Origin of the sequence: Burkholderia sp. 28_3 (assembly GCF_003253915.1) — a bacterium.
Lineage (GTDB): Bacteria > Pseudomonadota > Gammaproteobacteria > Burkholderiales > Burkholderiaceae > Burkholderia > Burkholderia cenocepacia.
In genome coordinates, this window is sequence record NZ_QKZF01000003.1 from 427,303 (window position 1) to 443,166 (window position 15,864).

The 15,864-nt window shown below is 66.1% G+C and carries 16 protein-coding genes and 1 pseudogene; 6 read left to right on the plus strand and 11 right to left on the minus strand.

From position 1 onward, the window contains the following. Positions 1-143 precede the first annotated feature (143 nt). A pseudogene (locus DFS13_RS40800) lies at positions 144-385 on the minus strand (hypothetical protein); the annotation flags it as partial. Here DFS13_RS40800 and DFS13_RS09990 point away from each other — a divergent pair. Next, positions 281-2,083, plus strand: coding sequence for a PhoH family protein (locus tag DFS13_RS09990; protein ID WP_111441688.1), 1,803 nt, complete (start codon positions 281-283; stop codon positions 2,081-2,083). The pseudogene DFS13_RS40800 and the gene DFS13_RS09990 sit on opposite strands and share 105 nt — an antisense overlap. A gap of 236 nt (positions 2,084-2,319) precedes the next feature. Then, the gene (locus tag DFS13_RS09995) at positions 2,320-3,399 is read left to right on the plus strand and encodes a C40 family peptidase (RefSeq protein ID WP_111441689.1); all 1,080 of its coding nucleotides are present in this window, start codon (positions 2,320-2,322) and stop codon (positions 3,397-3,399) included. A gap of 149 nt (positions 3,400-3,548) precedes the next feature. On the opposite strand, the gene DFS13_RS10000 is transcribed toward DFS13_RS09995, so the two are convergent. The 10 genes from DFS13_RS10000 to DFS13_RS10045 all read right to left on the minus strand — a co-directional run bounded on the left by DFS13_RS10000 (position 3,549) and on the right by DFS13_RS10045 (position 11,169). Continuing rightward, the gene (locus tag DFS13_RS10000) at positions 3,549-4,559 is read right to left on the minus strand and encodes an inorganic phosphate transporter (RefSeq protein WP_006486254.1); all 1,011 of its coding nucleotides are present in this window, start codon (positions 4,557-4,559) and stop codon (positions 3,549-3,551) included. 10 nt (positions 4,560-4,569) lie between these two features. Then, a complete protein-coding gene (locus DFS13_RS10005) occupies positions 4,570-5,196 on the minus strand; it encodes a DUF47 domain-containing protein (protein WP_006486252.1) in 627 nt (208 codons plus the stop codon). Positions 5,197-5,334: 138 nt separating this feature from the next. Further along, positions 5,335-6,717 carry a replicative DNA helicase gene (locus tag DFS13_RS10010; protein WP_111441690.1) on the minus strand — a complete coding sequence of 461 codons (1,383 nt, stop codon included), beginning with the start codon at positions 6,715-6,717 and terminating at the stop codon, positions 5,335-5,337. 140 nt (positions 6,718-6,857) lie between these two features. Next, positions 6,858-7,310, minus strand: coding sequence for a 50S ribosomal protein L9 (gene rplI / locus DFS13_RS10015; protein WP_006486256.1), 453 nt, complete (start codon positions 7,308-7,310; stop codon positions 6,858-6,860). 27 nt (positions 7,311-7,337) lie between these two features. Continuing rightward, positions 7,338-7,613 (minus strand): 30S ribosomal protein S18, encoded by a 276-nt coding sequence (gene rpsR / locus DFS13_RS10020; protein WP_006486248.1) that lies wholly within the window; start codon positions 7,611-7,613, stop codon positions 7,338-7,340. A 4-nt stretch (positions 7,614-7,617) separates the two neighbouring features. Beyond that, entirely contained in the window at positions 7,618-7,917 is a 300-nt protein-coding gene (gene priB, locus DFS13_RS10025; protein WP_006486250.1) for a primosomal replication protein N, read from the minus strand. Between the two features lie 40 nt (positions 7,918-7,957). Continuing rightward, positions 7,958-8,332 carry a 30S ribosomal protein S6 gene (rpsF, locus tag DFS13_RS10030; protein WP_006486255.1) on the minus strand — a complete coding sequence of 125 codons (375 nt, stop codon included), beginning with the start codon at positions 8,330-8,332 and terminating at the stop codon, positions 7,958-7,960. A 230-nt stretch (positions 8,333-8,562) separates the two neighbouring features. Then, positions 8,563-9,459, minus strand: a complete 897-nt coding sequence (locus DFS13_RS10035; protein WP_048985915.1) for an anti-sigma factor — start codon at positions 9,457-9,459, stop codon at positions 8,563-8,565. Beyond that, positions 9,449-10,090 (minus strand): RNA polymerase sigma factor, encoded by a 642-nt coding sequence (locus tag DFS13_RS10040; protein ID WP_048985914.1) that lies wholly within the window; start codon positions 10,088-10,090, stop codon positions 9,449-9,451. The genes DFS13_RS10035 and DFS13_RS10040 overlap by 11 nt, the downstream gene beginning before the upstream one ends. 167 nt (positions 10,091-10,257) lie before the next feature. After that, a complete protein-coding gene (locus tag DFS13_RS10045) occupies positions 10,258-11,169 on the minus strand; it encodes a LysR family transcriptional regulator (RefSeq protein WP_006496376.1) in 912 nt (303 codons plus the stop codon). Between the two features lie 171 nt (positions 11,170-11,340). Here DFS13_RS10045 and gcl point away from each other — a divergent pair, with 171 nt between their 5' ends. From gcl to lysM, 4 genes are all read left to right on the plus strand, one after another. After that, positions 11,341-13,116 (plus strand): glyoxylate carboligase, encoded by a 1,776-nt coding sequence (gene gcl / locus DFS13_RS10050; protein WP_006485953.1) that lies wholly within the window; start codon positions 11,341-11,343, stop codon positions 13,114-13,116. 43 nt (positions 13,117-13,159) lie between these two features. Next, positions 13,160-13,969, plus strand: a complete 810-nt coding sequence (gene hyi, locus DFS13_RS10055; RefSeq protein WP_006485952.1) for a hydroxypyruvate isomerase — start codon at positions 13,160-13,162, stop codon at positions 13,967-13,969. A 41-nt stretch (positions 13,970-14,010) separates the two neighbouring features. Further along, the gene (locus DFS13_RS10060; RefSeq protein ID WP_006485940.1) at positions 14,011-14,904 is read left to right on the plus strand and encodes a 2-hydroxy-3-oxopropionate reductase; all 894 of its coding nucleotides are present in this window, start codon (positions 14,011-14,013) and stop codon (positions 14,902-14,904) included. A gap of 459 nt (positions 14,905-15,363) precedes the next feature. Beyond that, positions 15,364-15,834, plus strand: coding sequence for a peptidoglycan-binding protein LysM (gene lysM, locus DFS13_RS10065; RefSeq protein WP_006478617.1), 471 nt, complete (start codon positions 15,364-15,366; stop codon positions 15,832-15,834). The last annotated feature ends 30 nt before the right edge of the window (positions 15,835-15,864 follow it).

Consider the following 15,864-nt stretch of genomic DNA (forward strand, 5'->3'; position numbering starts at 1 on the left):
GCGCCGGTGCCCGTTGCAATGCTTCCCGGCACCTGACGCGCATCACGACGGCATCAGCCGAGCCGCATGTCCCTGTCGACGGGGCAGCGGCTTTTTTTATGGAACGCGCGCCGGCCCTCCCCGGTCCGGCCCTTACCGCATCGAGGAGCTGATCGACACTTAGGCGAACCGGCTAGACGAAATTCCTGTGCGCCACCGCGCGCAAACTGCATGCGTCTACGTCACGCAGGATGCGATCAGCGGCGCACGCCATGCGACACGATTCCTCCCGAGGGACACCATGCCTTTGCCTACTCCCCCCAGCAAGCTCGGCAGCCTGCTGCCGCCCGACGAATACAAGGCGAAAGCGCGGCCCGCGAAAGCCGCGAAGAAATCCGCCGAAGGGGACGCATCCACAGCCGGTGACTATGGTCCGGCCAGCGTGGCCCAACCGATGATCGAAGCCGCGAACACGGCCGCGCCGCTGCGTGCCGTCGCGTCTTCGGCGCCCGATGCCGCGAGCGCGCCCGCGCGCGGCCGCAAGACCCGACAGACGGCCGCGCTGCTGCAGCCGCTGCAGGCGCCTGCGACACCCGCGGCACCGGTCGTTGCACGCAACGACAAGCCGGCCGCCGGGAAACCGGCCGCCGCGCCCGCGCGTGATGCCGGCGCCGCGACGAAGTCGCGCAGCCGCAAGCCCGCCGAAGTCGAACAGCAGAAACTGTTCGTGCTCGACACCAACGTGCTGATGCACGACCCGAGCAGCCTCTTCCGTTTCGAGGAACACGACGTCTATCTGCCGATGATGACGCTCGAGGAACTCGACAACCACAAGAAGGGGATGTCCGAAGTCGCGCGTAACGCCCGTCAGGTCAGCCGCACGCTCGACGCGCTCGTCGCCGACGGCGGCCCGATCTCGGACGGCATCCCGCTGTCGCGCCTCGGCAGCCGCGAGGCGCTCGGCCGCCTGTACTTCCAGACGAAGCTCGCCGACATCGCGCCGGTCGAAGGCTTGCCCGAGGGCAAGGCCGACAACCAGATCCTCGGCGTTGTGCGCGCGCTGCAGCGCGACCGGCCCGACCGCCAGGTCGTGCTGGTGTCGAAAGACATCAACATGCGGATCAAGGCGCATGCGCTCGGCCTGCCCGCGGAAGACTACTTCAACGACCAGGTGCTCGAGGACAAGGATCTCCTCTACACCGGCGTGCGCGAACTGCCACAGGACTTCTGGACCAAGCACGCGAAGGGCATGGAGAGCTGGCAGGACACGAAGACGGGCACCACGTACTACCGCGTGACCGGCCCGCTCGTCGCGTCGATGCTCGTCAACGAGTTCGTCTATCTCGAGCCGCAGAACGGCGAGCCGACGTTCCACGCGATCGTCCGCGAGCTGAACGGCAAGACGGCGCTGCTGCAGACGCTGCGCGACTACAGCCACCACAAGAACAACGTGTGGGGCATCACCGCGCGCAACCGCGAGCAGAACTTCGCGCTGAACCTGCTGATGAACCCCGAGATCGACTTCGTCACGCTGCTCGGCCAGGCCGGCACCGGCAAGACGCTCGTCGCGCTCGCGGCCGGCCTCGCGCAGGTACTCGACGACAAGCGCTACAACGAGATCATCGTGACGCGCGCGACCGTGCCCGTCGGCGAGGACATCGGTTTCCTGCCCGGCACCGAGGAAGAGAAGATGCAGCCGTGGATGGGCGCATTCGACGACAACCTCGAAGTGCTGCAGAAGACCGACGATGCCGCCGGCGAATGGGGCCGTGCCGCGACGCAGGAGCTGATCCGATCGCGCCTGAAGGTGAAGAGCATGAACTTCATGCGCGGCCGCACGTTCGTCGACAAGTACCTGATCATCGACGAGGCGCAGAACCTGACGCCGAAGCAGATGAAGACGCTCGTCACGCGCGCGGGCCCCGGCACGAAGATCGTGTGCCTCGGCAACATCGCACAGATCGACACGCCTTACCTGACCGAAGGCAGCTCGGGCCTGACCTACGTCGTCGACCGCTTCAAGGGCTGGGGCCACAGCGGCCACGTGACCCTCGCGCGCGGCGAACGCTCGCGGCTCGCCGATTACGCGTCGGACATTCTGTAACGCGCAGGCCGGCCGAGCGGCCGGCTTTCGACGCCACGCGGCGCTCCGTTTCCGGAGCGCCGTTTTTATTTGGGGTCGAAGACAAAGATAACGCTTCGTCACGCAACAACGCAGTTTACGCGCGAAACTTCAAGTAAATTATCAAGAATGGTTGCTTAAGCCCTGCCGGAGCGTCTACCATCGGGTCTGTCTGTTGTCATACGATTCGCGAGCGCGCCGCGCTCGCCCGCCTTGCCATGCTTCGAATCTGGGTTCCCGTCGCCGTCGTCTCCCTGCTTGCGGCCTGCTCCAGCGTGCCGCCGCAGTCGGCATCGCGCTCCGCTTCGGGGATGAAGATCACGACGCCGCGCGCCTTCCCGGCGCCGGCCAATTTCCCGAAATTCGTCGACCACAGCGTCGGCCAGGAAGAAATCTCGATCCAGGCGATGAGCCTCGTCGGCGTCCCGTATCGCTGGGGCGGCAACACGCCGACGAGCGGCTTCGACTGCAGCGGGCTCGTGCGCTACGTGATCGGCCGCGCGGCCGATGTCAACCTGCCGCGAACGACCGCCGACATGAGCGGCCGCGGCGTGTCGATCGAACCCGACCAGATCGCGCCGGGCGACCTGATTTTCTTCAATACGACCGGGCGGCCGCATTCGCACGTCGGCATCTACGTCGGCAAGCTGCGCTTCGTCAACGCACCGTCGACGGGCGGCACCGTGCGGCTCGACTACCTGACGAACCCGTACTGGGCCAAGCGTTTCGACGGCATTCGCCGCGTCGCGCCGCCGCGCTCGGCCCCGACGCCGTTCGATGCGCCGACCTACGAGGCCAAGCGCGACGAGCCGCGCAACCCGACCGCGGCCGCTCCGGTGGTCATGACGGCCGCCGCCGCGCCGCGGCAGCCGACGTATGCACCGTCGCAAGCAAGCGTGACGCAGGCGCAGGCCATTCCGACCACGCCGGTCGTGACGACGGCCGCAGCGGCACCGCCGGCAACGGCCGCCGATCCGTACGAACCGCCGCCCCCGCGGATGCAGGCGGCGCAACAGCAAGCGACGTCGGCGAATGGCGCCGCGCCGGCGATGACGGCCAATGCAGCACCGGCCGCCCCGGCCGAGGTCGGTACGCAGATTCCGACGACCGCACTGACGGCCGCCCAGGCCGCCGCCTTCGATGCCGAGCCGCCGCCCGCCACCGCGTCGACGCCGACACGCAGTATCGAGCCCACGCCCGTGCAGGTATTGCGTGCGTCGACGCAATCCGCACCCGTCAGCCCGCGCACCAGTACCGCGGACGATCCGATCGCGCGGTTTGCGACCGGCAGTTACTGACCCGTTGCTCGACCCCGACCGTCACGACGTGGGCGGCATTTGCCACCCGCCACCGCCTCGCCGCCCCCCTCTCCCGCGCCCCCAAAAGAAAATGCGCCGCAGCCTTTCGGCTTGCGGCGCATTTCGTGTCAACCGGAAAGCGTCGACGATCAGAAGATCTGGTGCCCGAGCCACCACCCGCCGGCCGCGAACAGCGCGGCCGCCGGCAGCGTCAGCACCCACGCCCACACGATATTGCCGGCGACGCCCCAGCGCACGGCCGACAACTTCTGCGTCGCGCCGACACCGACGATCGCGCCGGTAATCGTGTGCGTGGTCGACACGGGAATGCCGAGGAACGACGCGACGAACAGCGTGATCGCACCGCCGCTTTCCGCGCAGAAGCCGCCGACCGGCTTGAGCTTCGTGATCTTCTGGCCCATCGTCCGCACGATGCGCCAGCCGCCGAACAGCGTGCCGAGGCCCATCGACAGGTAGCACGCGCCGATCACCCATGCCGGCGGCGCATCGGCGGTGGCCGACGCGTAGCCGCTCGCGATCAGCAGCATCCAGATGATGCCGATCGTCTTCTGTGCATCGTTGCCGCCGTGGCCCAGGCTGTACAGGCCGGCGGACAGCAGTTGCAGCCGGCGGAAGCGCCGGTCGACCTTGCTGGGCGCGGTACGGAAATACAGCCACGACACGCCGAGCATGAACAGCGAACCGAGGATGAAACCGAGCAGCGGCGAAATGAAGATGAACGCGATCGTCTTCAGCAGCCCGTCGACGTTCAGCGAACTCCAGCCCGATTTCGCGAGCGCCGCACCGACGAGACCGCCGATCAGCGCGTGCGACGAGCTCGACGGAATCCCGTAGTACCACGTGATCACGTTCCAGCCGATCGCGCCGACCAGCGCGCCGAACACGACGTAGTGGTCGACGATTTCGGGATCGATCGTGCCTTTACCGACGGTCTGCGCGACTTTCAGGTGGAAGATGAAGTACGCGATCACGTTGAACGCGGCCGCGAACACCACGGCCTGCTGGGGCTTCAGCACCCCGGTCGACACGACGGTGGCGATCGAGTTCGCCGCGTCGTGAAAGCCGTTCATGAAGTCGAATACGAGCGCGACGAGCACCAGCGTCGCGACCATCCATAGGGCGAGTTGTATCGAATGCATCGTGGTCCGCTCAGGCGTTTTCCAGCACGATGCCTTCGATGATGTTCGCGACGTCCTCGCACTTGTCGGTGATCTCTTCGAGCAGCTCGTAGATCGCCTTCAGCTTGATGAGCGTCTTCACGTCGTCTTCCTCGCGGAACAGCTTCGACATCGCCGCACGCAGCACGCGGTCGGCTTCCGATTCCCAGCGGTCGATTTCCTCGCATTGCTTGAGGATCTGCGCCGACTGTTTCATGTCGGACAGCAATCCGACGGCCTGCTGCACGTGCTGCGCCGACTGGGTGACGATGTGCGCGAGCTGGCTCGCCTCGGACGTGACGGACTGCACGTCGTACAGCGATACGGCCGTCGCGACGTCTTCCATCAGGTCGAGGATGTCGTCCATCGTCGTGATCAGCTTGTGGATCTCGTCGCGATCGAGCGGCGTGATGAAGGTCTTGTGCAGCAGATCGATCGCCTCGTGCGTGAGCTTGTCGGCGGCCTTCTCGGCGATTTGCACGTTTTGCTTGTGAATCTCGGCGTCGGCGAGATTGTCGATCAGCAGTTCGAGCTCGCGGCCACCGGAAACGATGTGCTTCGCGTGCGAGTTGAAGAGTTCAAAGAACTTGCCCTCGGTGGGCATGAATCGACCGAACATGGGATTCCTGAGAGATTGTCAAACTACTGTCACGAAAACGGGCGACATTGTACCGGTTCCGGTCGCGACGCGACGTGCGCATATGCGCACGCCGGGATTGGATACAACATTTGGCGAAATAGGTGTTTACAACCGGCTTTACTCGCCGTAGAAGGTCTGCGCCCCGGCAAAATTGTCGAACTTCGTGTATTGCCCCAGGAACGTGAGCCGAACGGGCCCGATCGGGCCGTTACGCTGCTTGCCGATGATGATTTCGGCCGTCCCCTTGTCAGGGCTGTCGGGATTGTAGACCTCATCGCGGTAAATGAACAGGATCACGTCCGCATCCTGTTCGATTGCGCCCGATTCGCGCAAATCCGACATCACCGGACGCTTGTTGGGGCGCTGTTCGAGGCCGCGGTTCAGCTGCGACAGCGCGATCACCGGCACGTCGAGCTCCTTCGCGAGGCTCTTCAGCGATCGCGAAATTTCCGAAATTTCGGTTGCCCGGTTCTCGCCCTGCGACGAACCCGACATCAGCTGCAGGTAGTCGACGATGATCAGGCCGAGCTTGCCGCATTGCCGCGCCAGACGCCGCGCGCGGGAGCGCAATTCCATCGGATTCAGGCCGCCCGTCTCGTCGATGAAGAGCTGCGCCTCGCTCATCTTCTGCACCGCGTGCGTCAGTTTCGGCCAGTCCTCGTCCGTCAGGCGGCCCGTACGCATCCGGTGCTGGTCGAGCCGGCCGATCGAGCCGAGCATACGCATCACGAGTTGGGTGCCCGGCATTTCCATCGAGAACACCGCGACCGGCAACCCGTACTCGACCGCGACGTATTCGCCGATGTTCATCGAGAACGCGGTCTTACCCATCGACGGGCGCCCCGCGACGATGATCAGTTCACCGCCGTGCATCCCGGACGTCATCCGGTCGAGGTCGACGAAGCCGGTCGGCGTGCCGGTGACGTCGCTCGGGTTCGCGGTGTGGTACAGCGTGTCGATGCGCTCGACCACCTGCGTGAGCAGCGGGCCGATCTCGAGGAAGCCCTGGTTGCCGCGCGCGCCCTCCTCGGCGATCGAGAACACCTTCGATTCGGCTTCGTCGAGCAGTTGGCGGACTTCCTTGCCCTGCGGATTGAACGCGTCGGCCGAGATCTCGTCGGCGACCGACACGAGCCGGCGCAGCACCGCGCGGTCACGCACGATTTCCGCATAGCGACGGATGTTCGCCGCGCTCGGCGTATTCTGCGCGAGCGCGTTCAGGTATGCGAGCCCGCCGACATCGTCGGCCTTGCCGGACGTGGTCAGCGCTTCGTACACGGTCACGACGTCGGCCGGGCGCGTCGACGCGATCAGACGGCCGATGTGCTCGTAGATGATCCGGTGGTCGTAGCGGTAGAAGTCGCTCTGCGACAGGAAGTCGGCAATCCGGTCCCATGCCGCGTTGTCGAGCAACAGGCCGCCGAGCACCGACTGTTCGGCTTCGACCGAATGCGGCGGGACTTTCAGCGATTCGATTTGGGGATCTTGCGGCGCGTTCATGGGTTGGGATTATCGCGAATAGATGGCGGCAGCGCTACCACCGCTTGCCCGCGATCGGGCAATAAAAAAGGCAGGCCCCGGTTGCCCGGGCGCCTGCCCTTGTCCGGACGGCGGAAGCCGCCCGGCAAGCTTGCATACGCTTACGCGTGGTCGCCGATCACGTTGATCGTGACGTCGACGACGACGTCCGTGTGCAGCGCGACCTGGACGTTGTGCTCGCCGATCATCTTCAGCGGGCCTTCCGGCATGCGCACTTGCAGCTTCTCGACTTCGTAGCCTGCCTTCTTCAGCAGTTCCGCGACGTCGCCGTTCGTGACCGAGCCGAACAGACGGCCGTCCACGCCCGACTTCTGCGTGATTTCGAACGACTGGCCGTTCAGCTTCTCGCCGACTGCCTGCGATGCGGCCAGCTTTTCAGCGGCGATCTTTTCGAGTTCAGCGCGGCGCACTTCGAATTCGGCGATCGCTTCCTTCGTTGCACGGCGAGCCTTGCGGTTCGGGATCAGGAAGTTGCGAGCGTAACCGTCCTTGACCTTGACGATATCGCCGAGGTTACCCAGATTGGCGACTTTTTCCAACAGAATGATTTGCATTCGAATTCTCCTTATTGCGTCGCCTGATTACGCCTTGTGCTGATCGGTGTACGGCAGCAGCGCGAGGAAACGCGCACGCTTGATGGCCGTATCCAGCTGACGCTGATAGTGCGCCTTCGTACCCGTCAGACGAGCCGGCGTGATCTTGCCGTTTTCGCCGATGAAGTCCTTCAGCGTTTCCGTGTCCTTGTAGTCGATCTGCTCGACGCCTGCAGCCGTGAAACGGCAGAACTTCTTGCGCTTGAAGAGCGGGTTTTGTTGCTGACGACGCTTGTCGAATTTCTTACCAGTCGGGCGGGGCATGATTTCAGTCCTTTCCAATGTCCTGCAATGCTGTGATGTGAAACACCAAGGTTCTCGCGTTGCGGCTTTTCTTGGCCAGGAAGCCCGTGAACAGCGTTTCGACGCCCATTTCACGGCTTTCCAGCTTGCCGCTCGCCTCACCGGCCGCCACCGCCTCGATCGTCATTTCGACCTGACGGGGAATGCCTGCTTCGACGACTTCCGTGCGGTGATGCAACGTGGCGCTTGCGATCGGAACACCGGCCGGCGTATATCGCACCGGTGCGCGTTCGACGACGCTCGCCGTCAATTGCAACCTGTTCACGTGAGTGGCGCGCTCCTTGATGGCTTAATGAGTGACGAACTTAAGCCTGCGCTTCGGCCGGCTGAGCTGCAGCCGCCTTCTTGGCTTCTTCGCGCTGAACTTCCTTCATCATCGGCGACGGGCCGGTTTCGGCCTTCTTCATCTTGACGATGAGGTGGCGCAGCACGGCGTCGTTGAACTTGAACGCGTGTTCGAGTTCGTCGAGCGTCGTCTGGTCGCACTCGATGTTCATGCAGACGTAGTGAGCCTTCGCGAGTTTCTCGATCATGTAGGCCAGTTGGCGACGGCCCCAGTCTTCGACACGGTGGATCTGGCCGCCGTGCGACGTGATCGTGGACTTGTAACGCTCGATCATCGCGGGCACTTGCTCGCTTTGATCGGGGTGCACGATGAATACGATTTCGTAATGACGCATTACACACTCCTTGTGGATTAAAGCCACCCGGGCGTCTGAACCGGTGTGGCAAGTGAGAAGCCGAAGATTCTAACCCGGTTACGGGACGCATGCAAGGCCAATCGACGATGCGCGGACGGATTCGGCCGTATTTTCAAAGACTTGAGCGCGTATGTCGGGCAAGCGGCCGCCGCTCGGCCCTTCTGCAGTCGGGGTCGGAGCGCAAGCGCGCCGGCCGCGCGGCGCAACGGTCACTCGTTATGCGTGCCGGCAAGTCGCGCGTCGAGCGCCGTCCGGAACGCCGCCAGCGCCGACGGCTCGGCGTCGGTCACGGCCCACCACGTCATCCCGGCCGCGTTCCAGCGGTCGAGCGCATAGCCCTGCGACACGGTCGCGTACGGGGCCGCCGGCCGCTCCCCGGCCGGCTGCACGTAAACGTCGACCACGTGCTGCCGGTGGCGGTAGACGAGCACCGCGACGCGGCGCCGCCCGACGTAGTCGAGCCGGCCGCCGACCAGCGCGAAGCCGCTCGCCGCGAGATCCTCGACCGGCGGCGCATAGTCGAGCCGGCCGTTGAACCACGGCTTGACCGTGTGCCGGTCGGTCGAGATCACGTCGATGTCGCGCGCCGACAGGTCGGCCCGCACGTGGCTCGCGACCAGTTCGTCGACCGTACGGGCGGTGTCGGCGTGGCGGCCCGACCATGCCATTCCGCCCGCCGCCGCGAGCGCCATCAGCAACGCGACGCCCCAGCCGAGGCCCGGCAGCGCGGCCACGCGCGGGCCGGTGCCGGTCGATACCGGGCGTGCCGCCCCGCCCCGCCCGGTCAGCCACGCGAACCAGTCGCGCCCGCGCGGCCGCCGGGGCGGCGGTGGCGGGGACTCCGGCCGCGGCTCGGCCCGCGACGGCGCATCGGCACGCGCGTCGGCCGCTGCCGGCAGGCTCGCGAGGAGGCTTGCGCGCAGCGCGTCCGGCGCGCGGTGATAATCGGCCTGCCGCACGGCCTGCACCAGCGTGACGATCCGCGCGCGTTCGCGGCGGCACGCATCGCACCCGTCGACATGCTGCTGGACCCGCAACGCATCGGGCGCCGACAGCTCGCGGTCGACGTCCGCGTCCAGCAACGCTCGCGCTTCGTTACAGTCCATCGATAGCCTCCGATGCGGTTCCGCCCGCCGGCGCACGGCCCGGCCGGCCTTCGGTCGCCGGCGCGGGCGCGCCGCCCAGCAGCGCGGCGAGCTTGCGCCGGCCGCGCGCGAGCCGCGACATCACCGTGCCGACCGGCACGTCCACGATCGCCGCGATCTCGCGGTAGCTCAGGTCCTCCATCTCGCGCAGCACGAGCACCTCGCGGTATTCGGGCGGCAGCTTCGCGAGCGCCGCATTCACGAGCCGCACGTTCTCGCCGCGCAGCAGGTGCGCGAGCGGGTCCTCCGTCGCCGGCTGCCAGTCGTCCGGGACGTCGGCGTCGTCGAGCGTGTCGGGCAGCGCGACCTCGTGCGCCTTCGTGCGCCGCCGCCACTCGGTGTACCAGGTGTGGCGCACGATCGTCAGCAGCCACGGCCGCGCGTTGTCGCCGCGACACGAATCGACGAAGCGCAGCGCGCGCATGCACGCGTCCTGCACGACGTCGTCCGCATCGCCGGCGCTGCCGCTCAGCCAGCGCGCGAGGTTGTACGCGGCGTCGAGATGCGGCAGCACGAGCGCGCGAAACCGCTCGCCGCGCGCGCGCGCATCGTCCGCCGCCCGGTCATCGACCGCCTGTCCGGCTTGCCCCACATGGCCTCCCTGGTCCCGGCGGCCGACGCCGCGCCCGTTCCGCGCACGGCACCCGGACAGACCGGCAACGTGCGCGCTCGATGACCTTACCGCTGCTGCGTCGAGTTTATTCCCGCGCCGTGCGCATGAAGCGTAAAAAATCGCCGGACGGCCCAGCCGGCCGCCCGTTATGGCGTGGTACTCCAGTAACCGGGGCGCGCGTACGCGGCGCGCAGATAGTCGATGAAATAGCGCACGCGCGCCGGCACGTAGCGCTGCTGCGGGTAGACCGCGAGGATGTCGTAGTCGGGCAGCGCGTATTCGTCGAGTACGGTCTCGAGCTCGCCCGTTTCGAGCTGCGCGGCGATTTCCCACGTCGAACGCCAGCCGAGCCCGAGCCCCTCGGCCACCCAGCGGTGCAGCAGCTCGCCGTCGTTGCAGTCGAGATTGCCGGTCACGCGCATCGTCGCGATCTTGCCGTGACGCTGGAAGTACCAGCCGCGGTTCTGCCCGCCCTGCAGGTTGAACGCCAGGCAGTTGTGCTTCAGCAGGTCGTCAAGCGACTTCGGCCGCCCGTGCTTGCGGAAATAGTCGGGCGTGCCGCACACGACGCGCCGGTTCGACGCGAGCTTCACCGCGACGAAGTTCGGATCGACCGCGCCGCCGATCCGGATCGACAGGTCGTAGCCTTCGCGCACGAGATCGACGACGCGGTCGGTCAGGTTGAACGACAGCTGCATCTCCGGCTTGTCGGCCAGGAAGCCGGGCGCGTGCGGCGCGACGTGCTTGCGCCCGAACGCGGCCGGCGCCGACACGATCAGGTGCCCGCTGACCGCGCGCCGGCCGGCGGCCAGCTCGTTCTCGGCCTGATCCCATTCGGACAGCAGCCCGCGGCAGCGCTCGAGGAACGCGGCGCCCTCCTCGCTGACGACCAGCCGCCGCGTCGAGCGGTACATCAGCTTCACGCCGAGGCGTTTCTCCAGCGCGTCGATGCGCCGCCCGAGCACCACCGGCGACACGCCCTCCTCGAGCGCCGCCGCCGCGAGGCTGCCCGCGTCCGCGACCCGCACGAACGTCTCGATCTGCTTGAAGCGATCCATCTCCCGTCTCCGTCTCCGTTCCGACACCGGCGGGAAGCCCCGTCCGGCCGTCATTCCATACTTTTAGTTTCGAAATAAGCGACTTCGGCTGATCTTATCAAACCTTTCCTGCATCCCTAAAGTGTCCTCAACAGACCGATTCGCAAGATTCCACTATCCAAGGAGACATTCATGGCCAAGATGAGAGCCGTCGACGCAGCCGTACTCGTGCTCGAGAAGGAAGGCATCCAGACCGCGTTCGGCGTGCCGGGCGCAGCGATCAACCCGTTCTACTCGGCCATGCGCAAGTCGGGCGGCATCAGCCACGTGCTGGCGCGCCACGTCGAAGGCGCGTCGCACATGGCCGAAGGCTTCACGCGTGCGGCACCGGGCAACATCGGCGTGTGCATCGGCACGTCGGGCCCCGCCGGCACCGACATGATCACCGGCCTCTACTCCGCGTCCGCCGATTCGATTCCGATCCTCGCGATCACCGGCCAGGCACCGCGCGCGCGTCTCTACAAGGAAGACTTCCAGGCCGTCGACATCGAATCGATCGCGAAGCCGGTCACGAAGTGGGCCGTCACCGTGCGCGAACCGGCGCTCGTGCCGCGCGTGTTCCAGCAGGCATTCCACCTGATGCGGTCGGGCCGTCCGGGCCCGGTGCTGGTCGACCTGCCGATCGACGTGCAGCTCGCCGAAATCGAATTCGACATCGACACGTACGAACCGCTGCCGGTCTACAAGCCCGCGGCCACCCGTGCGCAGATCGAGAAGGCGCTCACGATGCTCAACGACGCGGACAAGCCGCTGATCGTGTCGGGCGGCGGCGTGCTCAACGCGGCGGCCGAAGACCTGCTCGTGCAGTTCGCCGAAACGGTCGGCGTGCCGGTGATCCCGACGCTGATGTCGTGGGGCGCGATTGCCGACGACCACCCGCTGATGGCCGGCATGGTCGGCCTGCAGACGTCGCACCGCTACGGCAACGCGACCATGCTCGCATCGGATTTCGTGCTCGGCATCGGCAACCGCTGGGCGAACCGCCACACGGGCAGCGTCGAGGTCTACACGAAGGGCCGCAAGTTCGTGCACGTCGACATCGAACCGACGCAGATCGGCCGCGTGTTCGGCCCGGATCTCGGCATCGTGTCCGACGCGAAGGCGGCACTCGAGCTGTTCGTCGCGGTCGCGCAGGAATGGAAGGCCGCCGGCAAGCTGAAGGACCGCAGCGCGTGGGTCGCCGACTGCCAGGAACGCAAGCGCACGCTGCAGCGCAAGACGCACTTCGACAACGTGCCGGTCAAGCCGCAGCGCGTGTACGAAGAGATGAACAAGGTGTTCGGCCGCGATACCTGCTACGTCAGCACGATCGGCCTGTCGCAGATCGCCGCCGCGCAGTTCCTGCACGTGTTCAAGGCACGCAACTGGATCAACTGCGGCCAGGCCGGCCCGCTCGGCTGGACGATCCCCGCCGCGCTCGGCGTGCGTGCGGCCGATCCGAGCCGCCCGATCGTCGCGCTGTCCGGCGACTACGACTTCCAGTTCATGATCGAGGAACTGGCGGCCGGCGCGCAATTCAAGCTGCCGTACGTGCACGTCGTCGTGAACAACTCGTACCTCGGGCTGATCCGCCAGGCGCAGCGCGCGTTCGACATGGACTACTGCGTGCAGCTCGCGTTCGACAACGTGAACGCGCCGGAACTGAACGGTTATGGCGTCGACCACGTGGCCGTCGCGGAAGGCCTCGGCTGCAAGGCGCTGCGCGTGTTCAAGCCGGAAGAGATCGAGCCGGCGCTGCGCCAGGCGCAGACGCTCGCGGAAGAGTTCAGCGTGCCGGTGGTCGTCGAAGTGATCCTCGAGCGCGTGACGAACATCTCGATGGGCACCGAAATCGATGCGATCAACGAATTCGAGGATCTCGCCGAAAAGGCCGAGCATGCCCCGACCGCGATCTCGATGCTCGACTGAACCGCAAGACTTTTTTGACTGACCGACCGAAGAGGCTTAGCTCATGCCGAAGTTTGCTGCAAACCTGACCATGCTGTTCAACGAAGTGCCGTTCCTCGACCGCTTCAAGGCGGCCGCGGACGCGGGCTTCGACGCCGTCGAGTTCCTGTTCCCGTACCCGTATGCGAAAGAGGAACTCGCCGAACGGCTCGAGACCAACCGTCTGCGCCTCGTGCTCCACAACCTGCCCGCCGGAAACTGGGATCAGGGCGAGCGCGGCATCGCGTGCCTGCCCGATCGCGTCGGCGAATTCCAGGAAGGCGTCGGCCGTGCGATCGAGTATGCGAAGGCGCTGAAGGTGCCGCAGCTGAACTGCCTCGTCGGCATCCCGTCGGCGAGCACGGCGCGCGACAAGACGTTCGTCACGATCGTCGACAACCTGCGCTTCGCGGCCGACGCGCTCAAGCGCGAAGGCATCCGCCTGCTCGTCGAGCCGTGCAACAGCTTCGACATCCCGGGCTTCGCGCTGAACCGCTCGTCGGAAGGGCTCGACGTGATCCGCGCGGTCGGCTCGGACAACCTGTTCCTGCAGTACGACATCTATCACATGCAACGCATGGAAGGCGAACTGGCCGCGACGATCGAACGCAACCTCGCATCGATCGGCCACGTCCAGCTCGCGGACAACCCGGGCCGCAACGAGCCGGGCACCGGCGAGATCAACTATGCGTTCCTGTTCGCGCTGCTCGACCGGCTCGGCTATGCCGGCTACGTCGGCTGCGAATACAAGCCCCGTACCACCACGACGGAAGGCCTCGGCTGGCTGCAAAGCGTAGCCGGCTGCGCACCGGCCTCGGCGCGTCGCGCCGCCTGAGTCGCGCCCTTTCCGTTTTCAGCCCTATAGGAGACTTTCACATGGCAACCATCGGTTTCATCGGCCTCGGCATCATGGGCGCGCACATGGCGCGCAACCTGCTCAAGGGCGATCATCAACTCGTCGTGAACGGCGCGTTCCCGATCCCGGACGACCTGCGCGGCAGCGCGAAGGTCGTCGCGAACTCGACCGAAGTCGCGCAGCACGCCGACATCATCATCTCGATGGTGCCGGACACGCCGGACGTACGTAACGTGCTGTTCGCCGACGACGGCGTCGCGAAGGGCCTGACGGCCGGCAAGCTCGTGATCGACATGAGCTCGATCTCGCCGCTCGACACGCAGGCATTCGCGAAGCAGATCAACGCGCTCGGCTGCGACTACCTCGACGCGCCGGTGTCCGGCGGCGAAGTCGGCGCACGCGAAGCGACGCTGACGATCATGGTCGGCGGACCGGAGAAGGCATTCGAGCGTGCGAAGCCGCTGTTCGAGAAGATGGGCAAGAACATCACGCTCGTCGGCGACAACGGCGCGGGCCAGACCTGCAAGGTCGCGAACCAGATCATCGTCGCGCTGAACATCGAGGCGGTCGGCGAGGCGCTGCTGTTCGCCGCCCGTTCGGGCGCCGATCCGGAGCGCGTGCGCCAGGCGCTGATGGGCGGCTTCGCCGCGTCGCGCATCCTCGAAGTGCACGGTGCGCGCATGACCAAGCGCACGTTCGATCCGGGCTTCCGCATCGAGCTGCACCAGAAGGACCTGAACCTCGCGCTCGACGGCGCGCGCAAGCTCGGCCTCGCGCTGCCGCACACCGCGAGCGCGCAGCAGCTGTTCAGCGTGTGCGCGTCGCACGGCGGCAAGGCATGGGATCACTCGGCACTCGTGCGCGCGCTCGAAATCATGTCGAACTTCGAGATCGGCCAGACGCCGGCCGCGTAACGCGGATGCCGCAACGCGCGTTTGTGCTGCGATGGCGCAGGCGTGCGACGGATACACGTGACTCGGCCGCGGCCGGTCGCATCGATGCGCGCCGCACGCGCGCATCACGGTGGGGCGCCCCGCCCTGCATCGCCAACGGCATGCGGGACGGGGCGAAAAACGCCGCTCTGGGCTGAGAGCGGCGTGGTGGGGTCCGCAGCGGCACCCGGCGGCGCCGGGGAAGCCTTGGTCGGTCAGACGTCGTCGTCGGGTGTCCGCCTGTCGGATTTCGCGTATTACATTTCTTTACGTTCGAGCGTGCGATTTTTCATGCAATCGTCGCGTTGAACGCCTACACTTTCGCCACGCCTTTCGAGAAAACCGCCGCGCTTGCGCGCCCTTCCGGGCCCGCCCCCAGCGCGGTGTTTTTTTCGCCACTTCACGGCGCGTTTTCTTTTCAACCACCTAAGGAGTGCAACGATGGGTCTTCTTTCGTTTATCAAGGAGGCGGGTGAAAAACTGCTGGGTCACGCCGATGCACAGGCAGCGGAAGATCCGAATGCCGCGAACCAGACCGCGGCCGATGCCATCAAGAACTACATCAGCTCGCAAGGCCTCGACACGTCGAACCTGACCGTCGCGTTCGACGGCGCATCGCGCACCGTCACGCTGTCGGGCAGCGTCGCCGATCTCGACACGAAGGCGAAGGTCAAGGTCGCGGCCGGCAACGTGCAGGGTGTCGCGGGCGTCAACGACGACGATCTGCAGCCGGACGATCCGGAAGTGCAGTACCACGACGTGAAGCCGGGCGACACGCTGTCGGCGATCGCCAAGGAAGTGTATGGCGACGCGAACAAGTACCCGGTGATCTTCGAGGCGAACAAGCCGATGCTGTCGAGCCCGGACCGGATCTACCCGGGCCAAAAGCTCGTGATTCCGCCGCAGTCCTGAGCGTTCGCGCAGCACTGACGCAAAAATGGC